General features: G+C 52.4%; 13 protein-coding genes and 1 pseudogene. 7 read left to right on the forward strand and 7 right to left on the reverse strand.

Going from position 1 to position 19758, the window contains the following annotated elements:
- Positions 1 to 42: 42 nt before the first annotated feature.
- The 6 genes and pseudogenes from QUE34_RS09350 (at position 43) to QUE34_RS09375 (ending at position 8697) form a co-directional block, all read left to right on the forward strand.
- Positions 43 to 2037 carry a type VI secretion system Vgr family protein gene (locus QUE34_RS09350; protein ID WP_105268475.1) on the forward strand — a complete coding sequence of 665 codons (1995 nt, stop codon included), beginning with the start codon at positions 43 to 45 and terminating at the stop codon, positions 2035 to 2037.
- Positions 2038 to 2087: 50 nt separating this feature from the next.
- Positions 2088 to 2540 (forward strand): DcrB-related protein, encoded by a 453-nt coding sequence (locus tag QUE34_RS09355; RefSeq protein ID WP_103253622.1) that lies wholly within the window; start codon positions 2088 to 2090, stop codon positions 2538 to 2540.
- 18 nt (positions 2541 to 2558) lie between these two features.
- Positions 2559 to 7184, forward strand: a complete 4626-nt coding sequence (locus tag QUE34_RS09360; protein ID WP_249896337.1) for an RHS repeat-associated core domain-containing protein — start codon at positions 2559 to 2561, stop codon at positions 7182 to 7184.
- Between the two features lie 12 nt (positions 7185 to 7196).
- Entirely contained in the window at positions 7197 to 7514 is a 318-nt protein-coding gene (locus QUE34_RS09365) for a hypothetical protein (protein ID WP_129708641.1), read from the forward strand.
- 103 nt (positions 7515 to 7617) lie between these two features.
- A pseudogene (locus QUE34_RS09370) lies at positions 7618 to 8016 on the forward strand (RHS repeat-associated core domain-containing protein); the annotation flags it as partial.
- A 96-nt stretch (positions 8017 to 8112) separates the two neighbouring features.
- On the forward strand, positions 8113 to 8697 hold the full coding sequence (locus QUE34_RS09375) for an SUKH-4 family immunity protein (protein WP_286338954.1): 585 nt from the start codon (positions 8113 to 8115) through the stop codon (positions 8695 to 8697).
- A gap of 160 nt (positions 8698 to 8857) precedes the next feature.
- Here QUE34_RS09375 and QUE34_RS09380 read toward each other — a convergent pair whose 3' ends face one another.
- Positions 8858 to 9427, reverse strand: coding sequence for a flavin reductase family protein (locus QUE34_RS09380; RefSeq protein WP_032184209.1), 570 nt, complete (start codon positions 9425 to 9427; stop codon positions 8858 to 8860).
- 174 nt (positions 9428 to 9601) lie between these two features.
- On the opposite strand from QUE34_RS09380, the gene nhoA reads away from it, so the two are divergent.
- Positions 9602 to 10447 (forward strand): N-hydroxyarylamine O-acetyltransferase, encoded by an 846-nt coding sequence (gene nhoA, locus QUE34_RS09385; RefSeq protein WP_032303004.1) that lies wholly within the window; start codon positions 9602 to 9604, stop codon positions 10445 to 10447.
- Between the two features lie 95 nt (positions 10448 to 10542).
- On the opposite strand, the gene QUE34_RS09390 is transcribed toward nhoA, so the two are convergent.
- The 6 genes from QUE34_RS09390 to narU all read right to left on the reverse strand — a co-directional run bounded on the left by QUE34_RS09390 (position 10543) and on the right by narU (position 19652).
- Positions 10543 to 11436 carry a PhzF family isomerase gene (locus QUE34_RS09390; protein ID WP_032303005.1) on the reverse strand — a complete coding sequence of 298 codons (894 nt, stop codon included), beginning with the start codon at positions 11434 to 11436 and terminating at the stop codon, positions 10543 to 10545.
- A gap of 79 nt (positions 11437 to 11515) precedes the next feature.
- Positions 11516 to 12196 (reverse strand): respiratory nitrate reductase subunit gamma, encoded by a 681-nt coding sequence (narI, locus tag QUE34_RS09395; protein ID WP_000617115.1) that lies wholly within the window; start codon positions 12194 to 12196, stop codon positions 11516 to 11518.
- Entirely contained in the window at positions 12193 to 12888 is a 696-nt protein-coding gene (gene narW, locus QUE34_RS09400; RefSeq protein ID WP_032303006.1) for a nitrate reductase molybdenum cofactor assembly chaperone, read from the reverse strand. The genes narI and narW overlap by 4 nt, the downstream gene beginning before the upstream one ends.
- Positions 12888 to 14432, reverse strand: coding sequence for a nitrate reductase subunit beta (gene narH, locus QUE34_RS09405; RefSeq protein ID WP_103253619.1), 1545 nt, complete (start codon positions 14430 to 14432; stop codon positions 12888 to 12890). Before narH ends, narW begins: the two co-directional genes overlap by 1 nt.
- Positions 14429 to 18169 (reverse strand): nitrate reductase Z subunit alpha, encoded by a 3741-nt coding sequence (gene narZ / locus QUE34_RS09410; RefSeq protein WP_032303008.1) that lies wholly within the window; start codon positions 18167 to 18169, stop codon positions 14429 to 14431. Before narZ ends, narH begins: the two co-directional genes overlap by 4 nt.
- Before the next feature lie 94 nt (positions 18170 to 18263).
- The gene (narU, locus tag QUE34_RS09415) at positions 18264 to 19652 is read right to left on the reverse strand and encodes a nitrate/nitrite transporter NarU (protein WP_105268478.1); all 1389 of its coding nucleotides are present in this window, start codon (positions 19650 to 19652) and stop codon (positions 18264 to 18266) included.
- Between the last annotated feature and the right edge of the window lie 106 nt (positions 19653 to 19758).

The following is a 19758-nucleotide window of genomic DNA, read 5'->3' on the forward strand; positions in this document are numbered from 1 at the left end:
TTCTTATTAGCACTTAGCCATTTCTAGTTAAAAGGATTAATTATGAGTTTTGCAGCTACAGATTATCCATCCGGCGCACTAACTGGATCGGGTACACATAACGTGACTTTGAGCGGCAGCGCAGTTCCTGATGGAATGTTACTGTTTGCAAGCTTAGGGGGGACAGAAACAGTAGGGGAACTATTTACTTATTCTATTAAATTAAAAACTCCTGACATCCTGAACCTGGGCTATGTTTCCCCCGCAGCCAACCTGCAGCTCAAACCGATGGTGGGCAAAGATCTGTGCGTCAATATCGAATTGGATGGCGGCGGAAAACGTTATATCAGCGGGCTGGTGACGGCGGCACGCGTGGCTGGTCATCAAGGACGTTCGGTGGTGTATGAACTGCGGATTGAACCGTGGTTAAAAATACTGACCCACACTAGTGACTACAAAGCGTTTCAAAATAAAAACGTGGTGGAGATCCTGGATGAGGTACTGGATGAGTACCCCTGGCCAGTGGAAAAACGACTGGTGGAAAATTATCCGACTCGCGCCTGGCAGGTGCAGTACGGTGAAACAGATTTCGATTTTATTCAGCGCCTGATGCAGGAGTGGGGTATCTACTGGTGGTTTGAGCACAACGAGAACAGTCACACGTTAGTGCTGGCTGATGCCATTAATGTCCACAAGGCGTGCGCAGATTCGCCACTGGTGTGTTATTACCAGAAAGGGCTGAAACTGGACAAGGAATTTATCCATACCATCACAGCAAATGAAAGCCTGCGCAGCGGACAGTGGGTACTAAATGATTTCGACTTTATGAAGCCGCGTTCACTGCTCAAGAGCACCGTGGCTAATCCGCGTGAAACTGGCCTTGCTGAATATGAGCACTACGAATGGCCGGGAGACTACTTCACAAAGAGTGAAGGTGAAATGCTGACACGCATCCGCATGGAAGAACAGCGTAGCCCCGGTAGTCGGGTACAGGGCAGCGGCAATATTCGTACCCTGATGACAGGTTTTACCTTCACCCTGGAAAACTATCCGACAGCCGAAGTGAACCGGGAATATCTGCTGGTTCAGACCACGCTATTTATACAGGACAATGCGCAACACAGCGGCCAGGAGCAGCATTTCTCTTACTCAACCAGCTTTGAACTGCATCCCACCAGCGAAGTTTACCGCCCGCAGCGAACCCTGAGCAAACCCCATACTAAAGGCCCGCAGAGCGCCATCGTGACCGGCCCGACGGGACAGGAAATCTGGACAGATAAATATGGCCGGGTGAAAGTTCAGTTTGGCTGGGATCGTTACGGTAAGAATGATGAAAACAGTTCCTGCTGGGTCCGTGTCAGTTATCCGTGGGCGGGTAAAGGATTCGGTGGCATTCAGATCCCGCGCATTGGTCAGGAAGTACTGGTGGATTTCAAAAACGGTGATCCGGATTTACCGATAATCGTTGGGCGTACCTACAATCAGGACACCATGCCACCGTGGGGACTACCGGGCGCAGCGACGCAAAGCGGGTTTTACAGCCACACTATCGGCGGCGGCCCGACCAATGCTAACGCCTTGCGTTTTGAGGATAAAACTGGCGGAGAAGAAATCTGGTTGCATGCCGAGAAAGATCAACGCATTGAAGTAAATAATAATGAAAGCCACTGGGTGGGCAATAATCGCCTTAAAGTCATTGATAAAACAGAAACTGCGATTATTGGTGAGAAACGTTCTCTAACAGTCCAGACGGATGATACCTCCCTTGCCGGACGAAATAAAACGATTCAGGCCGTACAGAATTTACGCCTTGCTGCGGGAGATTCCATTATTCTTAGCTGCGGAGAAACTATCCTGCAAATGACCAGTGACGGAATATTTAATATAACCTGTAAGAATTTTAATATTACCGCAACGGAAAATGGAAAGATAAATACACAATCAGGGCAGCTTGATTTAAATATGAATGACAGAGCGGCAGATATACCTCCGCCTGGAACATCGGAGAAAACAGCCCTTCAGTTGGCAATAGACGTCACCTTCATGACTAAAAAATAAATAAAAACCATCATTAAACAATTTATTAATTAACAAGGACTCATACCATTATGACGGAGTATTATCTCAATGAAACTGTTGTAACTTTCCCCGGGAATATTATTCAGGACAGTACGATTAATATGCTGCGTCTCAGCGATCCCGACGCTGCACTCATTATCAGCCGGGGCCAGATGCAGGAAGGAGACGAATTAGCCTCCCAGATTGAACAGCAAATGAAAAAACTGGAGAAACAGGTAAAGGATCTTCACTACACGCCCGTTCAGGTAACACGGGTAGGGATTAATGACGGTGAAGAAGGGCTGGAAATACAGAGTCAGTTTCTCCGGGGTAACGAGCAGGTGTACCAGTGTCAGGTGGCATTTGTGTTGCCGGGTGAGCGGGTCATGATGGCCTTCACCTACGCCAGAACCACACCGCTGACCCCGGCAGATATGACGCGCTGGGCTGAAATTAAAAAGAATCTGCGCTTCAGGATACGGCAGGAAGCCGGGACGAATTAATCACACAGGGAACGGGACATGGAAGAGGCATTCTGGGCAGCAAGGCAGGGTGATGCCCTGCTGCATACGTCGTTTATAGCAGATGTGCTGGGGGCAGTTGTAGAGGTTGCCGCCACAGCCCTGGTGGATGTTCTGGTTGTCGGAACCATGGCGGCGCTGGGCGGAGTTGAAGTGGCAACGCTGGGCTGCTCAACCATTTTAGCGATCGGTATAGCAACAGCGGTATTTATGTCGTATCAGGGCTGGAATGACCGAATCAGTAGGGAAAGTGAGCAACTGGCGAACTGGCTTTTCCCGCCTCAGATTGAAGGTTACATCCTCACCGGCTCTGGCGACACATGGATCAACAGCAAACCTGCCGCGCGGGCCGCGGCGACTGCGGCATCGCGGCAGGACATTGAGGCGCAGGAGGCGCAGGCGAAGGCGGAACAGGAAGAAGCGCAGCGTCAGGAGGATGCCAGAACGTTTCTGGATGTGGCCGGGGAATATCTGGAAATGGCGGGGGCCATAGCCCTGGCGGTTAACCCGGTGACAGGGCCTGTGCTGATGTCCCGGGCGCTGCACGACCAGCTCAGTACGGAAGAAGGGCGTTCTGAAATGGTGGATGGCGTGACACATTTTGTGTCGGAACTATGGCAGCCCACCGTGGCCAGTGCGGCCCCGGGCTCCACCCCGACCCCTGACGATAAAATCGACTGCCATAAACATCCCTCCTCACTGACGCAGTTTCTCGCACAAAAAAAAGCCGCCTTTCTGGATGACCCCCTGGGAACGGCCCTTAACCTGTTGAGTCCGGGCGGTATGCTGGAAACCGCCTTTCAGGGAGTGAATGCGGTTATTGGCAGCATCAGTAATCTGTTCAAAGGCGATGATGAACCGCCCGCAGCGGAATATATCGCGGAAGGCGCGCGGGATGTGCGTATCAACAGCCAGCCGGCGGCACGCAGCGGGGCACGCTGTACCTGCGAGGCCAGGGTGGTGAATGAGCCGGGGAACGGGGCGTTTGTGTCACCGGATGTCCGCATTGGCGGTCCGTTACTGGTGGTCAGGGATATCAGAAGCGGCAGGTCGCAGATAACCCTGGTGGCAACCGTGGCGCTGATGTTTCTTCGCCCGGGCAAAATGCTTTCTAAAATCGCCTGTTTTGCTGCCAGTGTCGGGATGGGGGTGATGACGCAGAAGGCCATCAGTGCCCTTCCGCATCCGGTCAATGCCGCCACCGGAGCCAAATATCTGGCGGATGACGATGACTTCGATTTCAGTCTGCCGGGCCACTTTCCGCTGGACTGGCAGCGCGTGTACAGCAGTCGTGACGACCGCACGGAAGGGATGTTCGGGCAGGGCTGGAGCGTGATGTATGAAGTCAGCCTCGAGCGCACGCCGGGTACTGCTGACGAAAACTGTATGACCTTTGTGTCGGGCATGGGACGACGCCTGGATATGGAGGCCGTGCTGCCGGGGAGCGGGTTTTACAGCCCCGGCGAAGGACTGGCAGTACGGCGGGGTGAGCAGGGGCACTGGCTTATCAGCAGCGATGACGGGCAGTTTTTTCTGTTTGAAGCCGACCCGCATCACCCGCAGCGCCAGCGGCTGAAAATGCTGGGCGACCGCAACAGCAACTGTCTGAATCTGTACTACGACGAGCTGGGGCGCATCACGCAAATCAGCGGTGAACAGCAGCGTCCGTGCATTCGTCTGCATTATGAACTGGCGGCGCATCCCCGGCGGGTGACACAGATTTATCAGCATTTCCCTGAGACGGCTCCTTTACTGCTGCGTCGTTACCGCTATGACGAGGCCGGCGACCTGAACGGCGTGTACGACAGCACGGGGCACCTGCTGCGTGAGTTTGCTTACGACGAAAACCACTGCATGACCCTGCACCGCCAGCCGGGCGGCGAAGGGTATTATTACCAGTGGGGCTGGTATGAAGGCCCGGATGACGCAGCGTGGCGGGTGACGGGGCACCACACGGACAGCGGTGAACAGTACCGGCTGGCGTGGAGCCTGGCGGCACGCAGGCTGTGCGTGACGGACGGGCTGGGGCGCACGCGTTATCATCAGTGGGATGCGCAGAACCAGGTGACGGCGTACCAGGACGAAGCCGGGCAGGTGACGACGTTCCGCTGGAGCGACGAAGAACGGCTGTTACTGGGAATGAGCGATGCGCAGGGCGGCAAATGGCGCTATGTGTATGACCGGCAGGGGCATATCACGGAGACGCACGACCCGCTGGGGCGGGTGGCACAGACACAGTGGCACCCGGTGTGGCACCAGCCGGAAACGGAGGTGGACGCGGCGGGGAACAGCTGGTGCTGTGAGTACGATGAACGCGGCAATCTTCTTGCGGTGACCGACCCGCTGCAGCAGAACACCCGGTATCAGTATGACCGCCACGGCCAGGTGGTGCAGATAACCGATGCCCGTGGGGGGAATAAATACCTTCAGTGGAACGAAGACGGGCAGCTCATGCGGCACACGGACTGTTCCGGCTCGCAGACGGCCTGGTTCTACGACGAACGCACGCGGCTTATCAGAATGACAGACGCGCAGAGCCACAGCACGCGCTACGGGTATGACGACAGCGGTCATCTGACGGAGGTGATACTGGCGGACGGCCGCACGGTGAATTACCAGTCGGACGCGGCGGGCAGGCTGGTGAAGTACACCAGCCCGATGGGGAGGATAACGCGCTGGCAGCGGGACGGGCAGGGCCGGGTGCGCAGCCGGACAGACGCGACGGGGCGCAGGACGGCGTTCGGGTACGATGCTTACGGGCGTCTGGTCACGCTCACGAACGAGAACGGAGAAAGCTACCGGTTCCGCCATGATGTGCTGGACCGTCTGGCGGAGCAGATAAATCCGGACGGCTGCCGCCAGGCGTACCGTTACAACGCGCTGAACGCGGTCACGGAAGTGGTGTTCACCGGGGACCGGGGCGGTGAAATCCGTCACCGGCTGGCGCGCGATGCGGCGGGCCGGCTCACGGCAAAGGAGACAGCCGATAGCCATACGGAATACGTCCATGATGCGGCAGACCAGCTACTGGAAATCCGCCGCCAGCGGCACGAAACTGACGCGCCGGAAGTTATCCGCTTCAGTTACGACAGACTGGGGCGGATGCTGACCGAGGAGACGGCGCAGGGCGTCCTGACCCATCAGTACGATGAACTGGGCAACCGGACAGCCACCACCTTTCCGGACGGCAGAACGCAGCGCCATCTGTACTACGGCAGCGGCCATCTCCAGCAGATAAATCTGGACCGGGAGGTCATCAGCGAGTTCACACGTGACGCCCTGCACCGGGAGGTGCTCAGAAGTCAGGGGCGACTGAGCACGCGGCAGCTTTACGACACCGCCGGGCGGCTGAAGCGCAGGGAGACATACAGCGGGATGCGCGGGGTGGTACCGGAGACGTTCACGGACCGGCAGTACAGCTACAGCGGCGAGGATGAACTGCTGAAGACGCGGCACAGCCGGCGGGGGGAAACGGATTACTTCTACGACCCCACGGGGCGCATCACGGCGTGCCGCTCGGAGGATGAGGGGTATCTGGCGAGCTGGCAGTACGACGCGGCGGGAAACCTGCTGGGGCGGCGTGCGGGGGAAAGGGCCACGGCAGAAAACAGCGTTGTGCCGTTCAACCGGCTGATGTCTTACCGTGGTGTGCACTACCGTTACGACGAATTTGGCCGGACGGTGGAAAAGCAGGGCCGGAGCGGAGCGCAGAGTTACCGTTATGATGCGGAACACCGGATGGTGGAAGTGACGACAGCGCGGGGAACGTACCGGTATGTGTACGATGCGCTGGGGAGGCGGACGGAAAAACAGCACATCAGCCCTGACGGTAAACCGTATAACCGGACGACATTTTTATGGGACGGAATGCGGCTGGCGCAGGAGAGCAGGCCGGAGGGAACAGGCAGCCTGTATATCTACAGTGACCAGGGGAGTTATGAACCGCTGGCGCGGGTGGATAAGGCGGGCAAAGAGGGACCGAACCGGATACTGTATTTTCACACGGATGTGAACGGTGCGCCGGAAGAGATGACGGACAGTGACGGGAAAATCGTGTGGGAGACGGGGTATCAGGTCTGGGGTAACACGATACAGGAGAAGGACCACGGCGGGGTGGAGCAGAACCTGCGCTACCAGGGACAGTACCTCGACAGGGAAACAGGGCTGCATTACAATCTGCACAGGTACTATGATCCGGATGTCGGGCGGTTCATGGTAACGGACCCGATAGGGCTGGCGGGGGGACTGAATCTCTATCAATATGCACCGAATCCATTAAGTTGGATCGATCCGTTGGGACAGATGTGTGCTACTTTGAAGAAAAGTAGTCATGCTTTACAACGGCATCGTGAAGGTCGACCTATTGGTGCTGTTATTAATGATCTTCAAAATGCGCGTTCTAGCGATATATTAAAGCAATCAGATGGGCGGTGGGTTGTACTGGGACCAAATGGCAGAGCACATATAATTGAAAAAGATGGTTCTGAAATTGTCACATCTATGAGGGATATCTCTAGGAAAAATATCCAACATCGAATGAATAGAAATACTGACCGATGGGAAAGACCAACTCAAAGTGAACTTGATGAATTTAGAGATATATTTAGTGATTATGTAAGATTTTAATAGGTGAGAGAAATGTATTTATTGGAACATAGAAATCCTTCAGGAACAGTGAATCAATTTCACATTGATGTATCAGAAGACGGTTTGATGATTTATGAATCGTGCATAAATTATGTATTAGAAAATTGTAGCGATCAGGAGGTTTATGAAATTACTGGTTGTGAAAATAGAGAGGCATTGAAGGAAATACAAAAGGATATTATCTCTATTTTATATTATCATGCTGCCAGGGATTTATTTCCTGCACGTTATTTAGAACCTACAAATAGGCATCAAGATTTAGATGAATTATCGTATATAGGTATTAATATGTCCGGTTTAAATAAATAGTCGTGAAGCATCAGAGTTGCATGCAGCGAGTGTAATCGCAGAAGGTAATAAACACTGCGCTGCTTCTTTATTTTTAAGAGATGCATCTTGAGCGTGGGTATACTTACTCAGGTACTACGATCCGGACTGCGGGCGGTTTACGCAGCCAGACCCGATAGGGCTGGCGGGGGGACTGAATCTTTATCAGTATGCGCCGAATCCGTTAGGCTGGATCGATCCTTTAGGATTAAAGGGAGGAAAAGCCTGTACAGATTTAGGTAAGGCGGGTGAGAAAAATTCTTCTGAATTAACTGGACTACCTAAAAATACGGTAAAAATCCCAAGTGCTAGCGGCAAAAAAGATTATCGACTTCCTGATCATATGTCTGGTGATGGACGTTACATTGCTGAAACTAAGAATCAGAATTCAATGCATCTATCCAGTCAGTTGAAAGATGATATTGCTCATGTAACTCGTGATGGCGTCAGGGAAAGATCATCGTGTGCCGTAGGCACACCGTAATCTTTCCCTGGGGGAGCGGGCTTTCGTAATCTTTCCCTGTAATATGGGGTGTTCACTTTTACAGGCTGCTCTTGATAAATTAAAAGGAAGATAATTATGTCATTAAATCCATTTAACGTTAAGATAAATGAAAAAATTTGTGAAATTAACAAATCTGATTCAAAATCAAACTTATTAAAAGAAATAAGAGATAAGGTTTACCTTATACAACCGTATGATAATTATGCCTTAACATTTTATCACAATGCTTTGTATTATTTCACTGCAAATAGCAAAAGATACATTGTCTTTGGTCACGATCTAGAAGGACATTTTGCAATTGAGGAAAAAAGCAGAAAAATCTATCACATAAGTAACTGTAAGAACGATCAATGTTCTTATTCATTGATTTTTTGCAATACAAATATAAATAATTTCATAAGCTTTAATAATGTATTTATTTTTATGGTGCTTGAACAAGCTAAAATATTAAACTATGAAAATCAATGTGACTCTGATGATGAGAAAATATTCGATATCCTGGACAATTATTTCACTGAATGTGATCCTTTATCGATGGCCGAGGACATGTTTTGGCATGTCAGATCCTACATGCTACGTGATGGTTTTTTCCCTACGAATGACACCCAAATTAATTTTTACAAAGATATGATGTTAAAATCAAACATGACTAATGAATGATAATTAATTTACTTATAGTAATGGAATTGCTCATGAATTCCGCAGGACGGCATTTTTAACGGCATAGTCAACTCCCGACCGCCGCACACAGCAGACGCAGATTTTTTCTCTGATAGGCACTTATTTGCTGTCTGCCATCCATGATAACTACGGCAAACATTTAGCCCGCGGTGACTCGCTTGCCGCTGGTAACAAACGTGCCAGCACCTAAATGATGTAGTGTATTGAGTTTGTCATCATCAAACTGCCAGCGGCCTTCGACAAATACTCGTGCGTCTGCCGCAGCTGATACTACCTCGCCAAATAGCGTATCGTATTTTTCTTGCGCAGAAGTCGCTGGTAGCAATCGACACTCCATCCATGCCAGACATTTCTCTTCAACCAGCGGCAATCCAAGCACCGGACCTTTCACAACCGGAATGCCATAGCAATTAAATTTATCTTCTTCACGACCCGAGACACTTCCCACCGCCCACGTCCAGTTAGTCGCTGCAACACCTGGGACAACAATGCCAAATTTACCGTTACGCTCAATCAACTCCCTGGTCCATGTCGATTTATCTACCACAATCGCTATGCGTGGCGGTTCAAACTCCACCGGCATCGACCAGGCCGCAGCCATCACATTACGTCGCTGTGATTTTTCATCAAAAGTTGTTATCAAAACTGTGGGGCCGTGGTTTAACAGACGGCTGGCATGGTGTAATTCGACGGGGATGAATCGGCTCACGGTATCGCCTCGCTAAGAAGGTTGTTTTAAAAGCGTAGCTCGTAACGCAATAAGTAACGAAATTAACGGGATTGGCGATTTGCGAACGTGATGCATGTCCGCGATCGCACAAAATAGCCGGTGCGGCGTCTATTCCAGGTTATAAATTGAGAAAACCACAAACGGAAACGCCTGATGACGCCCATTCTGAATCACTATTTTACCCGCATTAACTGGTCGGGAGCGGCTGCGGTCAATATCGAAACGCTGCGCGCATTACACCTGAAACACAATTGCACCATTCCATTTGAAAATCTCGATGTTTTGCTGCCGAGAGAAATGCAGCTTGATGATCAATCGCTGGAAGAGAAATTGGTGCTCGCCCAGCGTGGTGGTTACTGCTTTGAGCAGAATGGCGTGTTTGAGCGGGTGTTACGCGAGCTGGGTTTTCAGGTACGCAGTCTGTTAGGGCGCGTAGTGTTATCTAATCCGCCAGCATTACCGCCGCGTACCCATCGTTTGTTGTTGGTGGAGCTGGAAGGCGAACACTGGATTGCCGATGCCGGTTTCGGTGGGCAGACTTTGACTGCGCCGATTCGTTTAGTGGCGGATATCGCGCAAACAACGCCACATGGCGAATATCGGCTGTTACAGGAAGGGAACGACTGGATTTTGCAGTTTAATCATCATCAGCACTGGCAGTCGATGTACCGTTTTGATCTCTGTGAACAACAACAAAGTGATTATGTGATGGGGAATTTCTGGTCGGCGCACTGGCCGCAATCGCATTTTCGCCATCATTTGCTGATGTGCCGCCATTTGCCGGACGGTGGCAAACTGACACTGACCAATTTTCATTTCACCCATTATGAAAATGGACATGCAGTGGAGCAGCGAAATCTACCGGATGTGGCGTCGTTATATGCCGTGATGCAGGAGCAGTTTGGTCTGGGCGTAGATGACGCAAAGCATGGCTTTACTGTGGATGAACTGGCGTTGGTGATGGCGGCGTTTGATACGCATCCGGAGGCGGGGAAATAGTTTGTGCCAGGGGCCGGATGCGGCGTAAACGCCTACAACCGGCCCACATTAGCCCGGTTGTAGGCCTGATAAGCGAAGCGCATCAGGCAACGGTATCAAAAATCAATGGCCCATTCAGCATGGAAAAGAATCACCGCCGTGCCGGAAATGGTAACTTTCTCCGGTTGGTTATCTCGAATTGTCACCGTCACATCAATCACGCCGTCACGCCCCAGTGCGCGCCCCTGATGGCCTTTAACACGCAACACGCTGCCATCGTGGGGTAGTAAGTTGTGATGTACCAACCATGCGCCCATCGGGCCATTGGCATTGCCGGTCACCGGATCTTCCACAATACCAATCGCAGGTGAGAACATGCGACCATCGGTTTCATTTTTGCCTGGGCGGATCTGGAACGGGAAGAAACCATTGCAGCCAATCTGCTTGCTGATTGCGGTCAGCGCAGCAAGGTCAGGCGAAAGGGCGTCGATATCCACTTCAGATTTCAGTGGGATCATCACTTTTGAGTGTCCTGTGGTTGCCACCTGAATTGGCAAGCCTGGCAGAATATCGTCTTCAGTGAGATGAAGCGCGTTGATAATCGCTGCACGTGTTTCACCTTCCAGCGGTGGCTCAAAGCCCGGCGTACCTTGTTCCAGCGAAATACGATAATCATCGTTATGCTTTTCGATAGTCACGCGATGTTTTCCTGCCAGCGACGTTTGCCAGACCGTGCAATTTCCCAAACCTAATACCTTTGCACGTACATAGTGCGCAGCCACCGTTGCGTGACCGCAAATTGGCACTTCAACCGTTGGCGTAAAGTATCGAACGTGTACATCGCTGTCGTCGCTGTGCAGCAGAAAAGCAGTTTCCGAATGACCTAATTCGCGGGCGATAAGCTGCATTTGCGCTTCGCTAAGTTTATCGGCGGGAAAAACAACACCGGCAGAATTGCCGCGAAACGGTTGTGAGGTAAAAGCATCGACGTGGTACACCTGCGGTTTCATTAACGTTCTCCTGTGGCTGGAGAACTATCATAGCCTGCAAGTGGCCGGAGAGCGAAGGGCTATCCGGCCAGGGTGAAAATTATCGCCGCGAGCGCACAATCTGATACCGACGAGTAAAGTACTCAAACGGCGCGCTCCACACATGCACCAGTCGGGTGAACGGGAAGAGCAGGAAGATGGTCATTCCCAATACCAGATGCAGGCGGAAAACGAACGCTACGCCGTTAAGCATTTCTGACGATCCTCCACGGAAAGTGACGATACTTTGCGCCCAACCCACCAGTTTCATCATTTCGCTACCATCAGGATACTGTGCTGAAAACGGTATGGTACTTAGCCCCAACAAACATTGGATCAGCAATATGCTCATGATGATGATATCCGGCGTGGTGGAAGTAGCACGCACACGCTGATTTGTCAGCCTGCGCCACAGCAGTCCTGCACCGCCAATCAACGTCAACACGCCGCAAATACCGCCGAGCACCATTGCCATCAGTTGTTTCGCTGCCACTGGTAAAAACCACGCGTACATCCAGTGCGGTGTTAACATGCCGAACAGATGACCGAAGAAGATCCCCAGAATGCCGATATGGAACAGATTCGACCATATCACCATCCCGCGTTTATCGAGCATCTGGCTCGAGGAGGCGCGCCAGGTGTACTGCCCGTAGTCATAGCGCAGCCAGCTGCCAAGGAAAAACACCGTCGCACAAATGTATGGGTAGATATCGTAAAAAAAGACGTTCAGATACTGAATCATTTCCCACCTCCCGCACTGATGTCGACGTACTGCGGCGCGACATCCTGGCTAAAGCGTCGCTGATATTGATTAAGCGGCGAGCTGTCACACGCCGTGGCGTTATCTTCAATAAACTTCACCTGTTCTTCTTCCCACACCGCATCCAGCGCCTGGCGGGTGTCGTCACGCTCTTCACTACGAATTTGTTTTGTGACACTGTCACTTGACAGGGGACTTCCTGCCAGTTGCAAAAGGGCGTCAAATAACGCGTACCACGGTGTCTCGCGTTGTTTTAAGCGTCCGCCAAGCAGGGCGAGGATCGGCGCAACGTTGAGTAATCCTTCTTTTGCCTGATCGTCCGGCAGCACACTTAAGTACTCCAGGTACAGCGGCAGATAATCGGGCAGTTCCCGACAATCCAGTTGCAGACCGACCTTTTCATACTCCGCCAGCAGGTCCACCATTGCCTGGCCTCGATCGCGGGATTCGGCATGAACATGTTCGAACAGCAGCAGCGACGTGGTGCGCCCGCGGTCGAACACTTCACACCATTCGGCCTGTTTATCCAGCAGCGGCGCGTTGAGCAGGTCGAGTGCAAAATCGGTGAGCATCGGTGCGTCGCGGCGGATCAACGCCAGCGCGTCCTCCTTACATTCCCACAACAGCTCGTCCGGATACTCCATCAACAGGCCGATCACTTTGAGGATCTGCATTATTCGCCCTCCGCTTTGTCGCGCACTTCGGTGATGTTGATGGCATCGATACGGCTACTGTTGAACAGGTTGAATTTGCTGTCCGAGCCGTGGCAACCGTCGCCAAAGGTAAAACCGCAGCCATTGCGTTCTGCGAAGGCATCGCCCGCCATTTCCCGATGACTGGTTGGAATGACAAAACGGTCTTCATAGTTGGCAATGGCGAGGTAGCGATACATCTCTTCGACCTGGGCGACGCTCAGCCCTACTTCGTCAATGGCGCGGGTATCGGTAACGCCTTCCACGGTTTGTGAACGCATATAGTGGCGCATCGCCATCATCCGTTTTAGTGCCCGCAGCACCGGACCGGTATCGCCCGCACTCAACATATTGGCGAGATATTGCACCGGTATACGTAGGCTTTCGATAGCGGGAAGCACACCTTCGCTTTTCGGCAAGCCACCCGCATCAGCGTAAGACTGAATCGGTGACAGCGGAGGAACGTACCAGACCATCGGCAGGGTGCGGTATTCAGGGTGCAGCGGTAACGCCAGTTTCCAGTCCATCGCCATTTTGTAGACTGGCGAACGCTGGGCAGCTTCAATCACGTTTTGTGGAATACCTTGTTTCAGGGCTTCTTCGATCACAGAGGGATCGTGCGGATCGAGGAACACTTCGCACTGGCGTTCATAGAGGTCAACTTCGCGCTCGGTGCTCGCCGCTTCCTCGATGCGGTCGGCGTCGTAAAGCAGCACGCCCAGATACCGGATGCGACCCACGCAGGTTTCTGAGCACACGGTGGGTTGGCCTGACTCAATTCGTGGGTAACAGAAGATGCATTTTTCTGACTTACCGCTTTTCCAGTTGAAGTAGATTTTCTTGTACGGACAACCGCTAATGCACAAACGCCAGCCACGGCATTTATCCTGGTCGATGAGCACAATGCCGTCTTCTTCGCGTTTGTAGATCGCGCCGCTTGGGCAGGTCGCCACGCAGCTGGGGTTAAGGCAGTGTTCGCACAGGCGCGGCAGGTACATCATGAACGTGTTTTCAAACTGCCCGTACATCTCCTTTTGCATGGCGTCAAAGTTGCGGTCACGAGCGCGTTTTTCGAACTCACCGCCCAACAATTCTTCCCAGTTTGGCCCCCAGATCACTTTGTCCATCCGTTTGCCGTCAATCAGTGAACGCGGGCGAGCAGTAGGGATATGTTTGCCTTCCGGTGCGCTATGCAAATGTTCGTAGTCGAAGGTGAAAGGTTCGTAGTAATCGTCAATCTGCGGCACCACCGGGTTGGCGAAGATTTTGGTAATCACCCCCATCTTGCTGCCCAGACGCGGGCGGATCTTACCGTTGACATCGCGGACCCAGCCGCCTTGCCACTCTTCCTGATCTTCCCAGTTTTTCGGATAACCAATACCCGGTTTGGTTTCGACGTTGTTAAACCATGCGTACTCCATGCCTTCGCGTCCGGTCCAGACGTTTTTACAGGTCACCGAACAGGTATGGCAGCCGATACATTTATCGAGGTTAAGCACCATGCCGACTTGCGAACGTATTTTCATTTTTTCGCCTCCTGTACCTGATCGCGACCTTCATCATCCAGCCAGTTAACGTTCTTCATCTTGCGGATCATGATGAATTCGTCACGGTTTGAGCCGACGGTGCCGTAGTAGTTAAAGCCCCAGGCCAGCTGCGCGTAACCGCCAATCATATGCGTTGGTTTCGGACAAACGCGGGTGACCGAGTTATGAATGCCGCCGCGCATGCCGGTTACTTCCGAACCGGGGATATTCATTATGCGTTCCTGGGCGTGATACATCATGGTCATGCCCGACGGTACACGTTGGCTGACCACTGCACGGGCCGTCAGCGCGCCGTTGGCGTTAAACACTTCCACCCAGTCGTTATCGACAATGGTCAGTTCGCGGGCATCGGTTTCGCTGATCCAAACAATTGGCCCGCCGCGAGAGAGCGTCAGCATCAGCAGGTTTTCACTGTAGGTAGAGTGAATGCCCCATTTCTGGTGCGGTGTCAGGAAGTTAAGTGCTTTTTCCGGGAAGCCGTTTGGCGGTATCTGGCGCATTTCGCTGACGCTGCGCGTGTCGATAGGCGGACGATAAGCCACCAGGCTTTCACCAAAGGCACGCATCCACGGATGATCCTGATAGACCTGCTGGCGTCCCGACAGCGTGCGCCACGGAATTAACTCATGAACGTTGGTGTATCCGGCGTTGTAGGAGACGTGATCGCTTTCCAGACCAGACCATGTGGGGCTGGAGATAATTTTACGTGGCTGCGCCTGAATATCGCGAAAGCGGATCTTCTCGTCCTCTTTGTGCAGCGCCAGATGGGTATGTTCGCGTCCGGTGATCTCGCCCAGCGCTTGCCACGCTTTGACCGCCACATGCCCGTTGGTTTCCGGTGCCAGCGCCAGTATCACTTCTGATGCATCAATGGCGGTGTCAATCAGCGGTCGCCCCTGTGCCGGGCCATCACGCTTGGTGTAATTGAGTTTGCCGAGGAAATCGATTTCATCCTGGGTATTCCACGAAATCCCTTTACCGCCGTTGCCAAGTTTGTCCATCAATGGCCCGAGCGAGGTAAAGCGATCATAGGTAGCAGGGTAGTCGCGTTCCACCGCTACAATATTGGGCGCGGTTTTACCCGGGATCAGATCGCATTCGCCTTTGCGCCAGTCGAGCACTTCACACGGCTGCGAAAGCTCTGCCGGAGAGTCATGCAGTAGGGGTTGTAATACCACGTCGGTTTCTTTGCCAAGATGCCCTACGCACACTTGCGAAAATGCTTTGGCAATACCTTTGTAGATTTCCCAGTCGCTGCGTGATTCCCATGCCGGATCGACCGCCGCAGAAAGCGGATGAATAAACGGATGCATATCCGAGGTGTTCATATCGTCTTTTTCGTACCAGGTGGCGGTGGGCAGAACGATATCGGAGAACAGGCAGGTACTGGACATACGGAAATCGAGCGTCACCAGCAGGTCGAGCTTGCCTTCAATCGCCGCAGTTTGCCACTCGACTTCTTCTGGTTTGATCCCGTCGCTGGCACCGAGTTCCTCACCCTGAATCCCACTTTCGGTTCCCAGCAGATACTTCTGCATATATTCGTGGCCTTTGCCGGAGGAGCCAAGCAGGTTAGAACGCCAGACAAACAAATTACGCGGATGATTGCTGCCGCTATCGGGTTGTTCGCAGGCCATGCGTAAATCGCCCGATTTCAGCGCCTGGGCGGTTAATTCTGTGGGGGATAATCCGGCCTTGTCGGCTTCAGCTTTAATCCCGAGCGGGTTACGCCCCAGCTGCGGCGCAGAAGGTAGCCAGCCCATACGTTCGGCGCGAACGTTGAAATCAATCAGATGACCGCTGTACTTACTGGCATCGGCGAGCGGTGAAAGTAACTCCTGAGCAGAGACTTTTTCATAGCGCCATTGACTGGAGTGATTGTAGAAAAATGAGGTGCTGTTCATCTGGCGCGGTGGTCGGTTCCAGTCGAGTGCAAAGGCCAGAGGCAGCCAGCCGGTTTGCGGGCGCAGTTTTTCCTGACCGACATAATGTGCCCAGCCGCCACCGCTTTGCCCGACACAACCGCAGAAGATCAGCATGTTGATCATCCCACGGTAGTTCATGTCCATGTGATACCAATGGTTGACGCCAGCACCGAGGATAATCATCGAGCGCCCATGCGTTTTATGGGCGGTATCGGCAAATTCGCGGGCGATGGTTTCAATGTACTGGCGCGGTACGCCGGTAATTTGCTCGCCCCAGGCTGGGGTGTAAGGTTTGATTTCAGCGTAATCTTTCGCGCTGTTTTCATCTTCCAACCCGCGATCGAGGCCGTAATTTGCCAGTACCAGATCATAAACGCTAACCACCGGACAAGTGCTTCCATCGGCGAGCGTCAGATTTTTCACCGGAAGCTGGCGCACCAGTATGGGATCATTTTTTACGCTGCGAAAGTGTGGATTTTCAATGCCGCCAAAGTAGGGGAAGGCCACGCCTGCAACAGTGTCGTGTTGACCGAGCAAGCTTAACGCTAACTCAGTTTCTGTCCCGGCGGCGATAGATTCCAGGTTCCATTTGCCTTTTTCGCCCCAACGAAAACCAATCGAACCGTTAGGCACCACCAGTTCACCCGCAGTATTAACTGCCACGGTTTTCCACTGCGGATTGTTGCTTTCGCCCAACCCATCCACCAGGTCAGATGCACGGATCATCCGTCCGGGAACGTAGCTGCCATCGTCGCGCGGTTCCAGCATTACCAGCATCGGCATGTCGCTGTAGCGGCGGCAGTAATTGATAAAGTAGTCGCTGGGATTATCGAGATGGAACTCTTTTAAAATCACATGGCCCATTGCCATTGCCAGGGCGCTATCAGTGCCTTGTTTCGGTGCCAGCCACTGGTCGCACAATTTGGCTACTTCAGAGTAGTCCGGGGTAATGGCGATAGTTTTGGTACCTTTGTAACGTACTTCGGTAAAGAAGTGGGCGTCTGGTGTGCGCGTTTGCGGTACGTTAGAACCCCAGGCGATGATATAGCTGGAGTTATACCAGTCGGCAGATTCTGGCACGTCGGTTTGCTCGCCCCAGGTCATCGGCGAGGCAGGCGGCAGGTCGCAATACCAGTCATAGAAACTTAAACAGGTGCCACCTAACAGCGACAGATAGCGTGTTCCGGCGGCGTAAGAAACCATCGACATCGCCGGAATCGGCGAGAAACCGGCAACGCGATCAGGACCGTAAGTTTTGATGGTCCAGACGTTAGCGGCGGCAATCAACTGGTTTAGCTCCTGCCAGTTGGAGCGGATAAAGCCGCCACGCCCACGCACTTGTTTGTAGCTCAGGCACTTTTGCGGATCGTTCATAATCGATGCCCACGCCAGTACCGGATCGCTGTGTTGCTTGAGGGCTTCGCGCCACAGTTCAATCAGTCGTTTACGAATGAGCGGGTATTTCAGGCGGTTAGCGCTGTAAAGATACCAGGAGTAACTTGCGCCACGCGGGCAGCCGCGAGGTTCATGATTGGGCAGGTCAGGGCGAGTGCGCGGGTAGTCGGTCTGTTGGATTTCCCAGGTCACCAGACCATTTTTAACGTAGATTTTCCAGCTACAGGAGCCTGTACAGTTAACGCCGTGAGTGGAACGCACGATTTTGTCGAACTGCCAACGCTGGCGATAGCTGTCCTCCCAGTCGCGGTTGCTATGCATCACCTGTCCGTGACCATCGGCAAAGGTTTCGCCCTTTTGTTTGAAGTAGCGAAAGCGATCCAAAAGTTTACTCATGACATAACTCCTGCTCCAGGAATGAATTGGGATCTGATGCCTTGTCGGATGCGACACGGTTGTAGCCTGATAAGACGTGTCAGGCATCGATTTCTTATTTTTGGCTGAACTTCCGCCGACCATAAACCAGCCAGGTCAGCAGCACACAAACGATGTAGAAGATTAAAAACACTTTCATCGCGCCTACCGGAGAGCCGGTCATATTGAGCGACATGCCAAACGCCTGCGGAATGAAAAAGCCGCCCACTGCGCCAATGGCTGAGATAAAGCCCAGAGCCGCCGCCGTTTCGGTGACGGCTTCTCTCTGAGCTTGCTCATCACTACCGCCTTTCATCTTCACCCGATAAATGGTTATCTGGCGAAAGATGACGGCGATCATCTGGAAAGTAGAACCACTTCCCAGACCTGCGGTCAGAAACAACCCCATAAATACGGCGTAAAATGCGATGAAATTACCGGAGCCTGTGCCCGGTAAGGTAAGGAACAGCAGGGCGCTGAAAATCGCCATAAAAATGAAGTTGATAAACGTCACCCGCACGCCGCCGAATTTATCGGAAATAGCACCACCAACCGACCGCGCGATGGCACCAATAAATGGGCCCAAGAACGCCAGACGCAGAATATTCACATCCGGGAACTGGGTTTTCGCCAGCATGGCAAAACCCGCAGAAAAACCGATAAACGAACCGAAGGTGGCGAGATAGAGAAGACTGAGCAGCCAGAGATGCAGACGTTGTAATACAGGCAATTGATCGGCGATTGACGCGCGTGAACTGGCGATATCATTCATCCCTAACCAGGCGGCAATAGTGGCAATCGCCAGTAATGGCACCCAAATCCAGGCGGCATTCGCCAGCGACATTACCGAACCGTCGGCCTGTGGTACGCCATTGACGCCGAGAAAGGCAAATACGGGGATAAAAATCACCAGCGGCGCAACCAGCTGCATCACACTTACACCTAAGTTTCCTAATCCGCCATTAATCCCAAGTGCGCTCCCTTGTTTGGCTTTTGGGAAGAAGAAACTGATATTGCCCATGCTCGAAGCAAAGTTCGCACCTGCAAAACCGCATAGCAAAGCGATAACGATAAATATCCCAAAAGGAGTATTCGGATTCTGCACGGCAATTCCGAGCCAGACGCAAGGAATAATCAGGATTGCAGTACTAAAAACCGTCCATCGGCGTCCACCAAATATAGGCACCATAAAGGAGTAGGGGACACGCAATAATGCGCCAGAAACGGAGGGTAATGCGGTTAATAAAAAGAGTTGATCGGTAGTGAAATTAAAACCGATTTTATTGAGATTAACAGTAACTGCGCTAAATAGCATCCAGACACAGAAGGCAAGAAGTAGACAACTGACTGATATCCAGAGGTTTCTTCGTGCAATATGCTTTCCTTTATTTTCCCAGAAGGCCGGGTTTTCTGGTTTCCAGTCGCGCAAAAGATAACGACTATTTTTCTCATTTTGCAGTGCCATATTGTTCCTCACATGTACACATTGGTAATGAAAAAAAGACAAAACAGGAGGTAAGGCGCAATAGCCAGTTATTAGAATTAAGGATGAATTAGGTGAAGTGCTGATT

Origin of the sequence: Escherichia sp. KS167_9B (genome assembly GCF_030295215.1) — a bacterium.
Lineage (GTDB): Bacteria > Pseudomonadota > Gammaproteobacteria > Enterobacterales > Enterobacteriaceae > Escherichia > Escherichia coli_F.